General features: G+C 67.9%; 3 protein-coding genes. 1 reads left to right on the top strand and 2 read right to left on the bottom strand.

Features of this window, described 5'->3' with window-relative positions; translation table 11 throughout:
• On the bottom strand, positions 1–570 hold a 570-nt coding region (locus tag A5777_RS10965; protein WP_064862691.1), incomplete at its 3' end, for a biotin-dependent carboxyltransferase family protein.
• Positions 567–1,280, bottom strand: a complete 714-nt coding sequence (locus A5777_RS10960) for a 5-oxoprolinase subunit B family protein (protein ID WP_064862690.1) — start codon at positions 1,278–1,280, stop codon at positions 567–569. The genes A5777_RS10965 and A5777_RS10960, both read right to left, overlap by 4 nt.
• Before the next feature lie 73 nt (positions 1,281–1,353).
• On the opposite strand from A5777_RS10960, the gene A5777_RS10955 reads away from it, so the two are divergent.
• On the top strand, positions 1,354–1,559 hold a 206-nt coding region (locus tag A5777_RS10955), incomplete at its 3' end, for a PfkB family carbohydrate kinase (RefSeq protein ID WP_231895024.1).

The following is a 1,559-nucleotide window of genomic DNA, read 5'->3' as shown; positions in this document are numbered from 1 at the left end:
CGGCTCGGTGAGGCGATCAGCGCGTGGGCCGGGAAACGTGGTGAGTTCGACGACGCCGGCCCGTCGAGTGTCTGCCGGAGCATGCAGAGTTGCGGGCCACGTCTGGTGTGCGTCGCCGACGATCAGCTCGTCGCCCTGCGCCAGGGGAGCGGGTCCGGTTCCGGAGAGTGTGTCGGTCGACCGCGATCCGAGCGACGGCTCGACGTCGAATCCGCCTCGCGCGGCAACGTAGTTGCGGCATCCCCAGTGCGGCGTGCCGACCTCGACACTCGCGCCGGCGCGGGCCACGACAGCCGAATTGATCCCGACGGCAACACCGTTGACCGAGACCGAAGTGTCGGCTCCCGTGACGGCCACGAGTGTGTCTGTGTCACAACGGAACACGAGGCCACCGAGTGTGGTTTCGATCGTTGCGGCATCCTCGGAGTTGCCGACGAGGCGGTTGGCAAGTGTCATCGCGACTCGATCTGCGGCACCCGATCTCGGCACTCCGAGGTGTTGGTAGCCGGGCCGTCCGAGATCCTGGATCGTCGCCAACGGCCCGGTGGCGATCACCGCGACGCGAGTCACCGGTTCTCCGTGTCGTCGTCAGGTCGGGCGGCAAGGTCTCGGGGGACGCCGGCGTCGACGAATCGGACGCGGGTACCGGGTGCGAGCATGGCCGGCGGGTCGTCGTGTTCGTTCCAGAGGCTGATTCTGGTGCGCCCCAGCAGGTTCCAGCCTCCGGGGCTGTCACGTGGATACACCGCGCTGTATCCGGCGGCGATCGCCACCGACCCGGTCGGCACTCGGGTACGGGCGTGTGGCCGTCGGGGGAGGTTCAGCAGTCCGGCGAGGTCGGTGTCGGCGGCGTCGAAAGCGGGTACCAGATAGCCGAAACCCGGTGCGAAACCCATGAACTGGACGATCCACTCAGTGCCCCGATGCGCCGCGATCACCGCCTCGACACTCATGCCGAGTGCGCTGGCGACGTCGTCGAGGTCGTCGCCGTCGTAGTGAACCGGTATCTCCACGGGTTGCTGCGTCGACTCCGCAACGTCGATTCCGGCGGTCCCGAACCGCAGCGCGCGATGAATGCCGAGGACATCCACACCGCCACCTGTCTTGCCCTGCACCAGAATTGACGACGCACTCGGCACCACGTCCTCGGTGGCCACGAGACGACCGTCGGCAATCGCGGCCCGCAATGCGGTCGCCGATGTGAGCACCGCGTGTGCCGGGTCGTCGGAGTCGGCGAAGTCGAGAAGCACCGCATCGGGGCCGGCGGGTAACTCCTGCATACCGATCGAATCTACCGTCGACGGCCTCGTCCGGATGGCACACTGGGCGCGTGACACGCATGGGAGCGGATCGGTGAGAGAGATCGTCGTCTGCGGTGAGGCGCTCGTCGACGTGGTGTCCACGACGGCTCCTGGCCCCGATCCGTCGCACCTGCCACCGTTGCAGCCGGCACTCGGCGGCGGACCGTTCAACGTCGCGATCACCCTCGGCAGGCTCGGTAGTGCCGTCTCGTTCTGCTCCGCGGTCTCCACTGACACCTACGGCGACGCCATCGTGGC

The organism is Gordonia sp. 852002-10350_SCH5691597 (assembly GCF_001665715.1).
Classification (GTDB): domain Bacteria; phylum Actinomycetota; class Actinomycetes; order Mycobacteriales; family Mycobacteriaceae; genus Gordonia; species Gordonia sputi.
This window is presented reverse-complemented; position numbering and strand designations above follow the sequence as displayed.

Coding starts and splice junctions, on each gene's coding strand:
- A5777_RS10960 (WP_064862690.1), bottom strand. CDS start 1,280: ATGCAGGAGTTACCCGCCGGCCCCGATGCGGTGCTTCTCGACTTCGCC.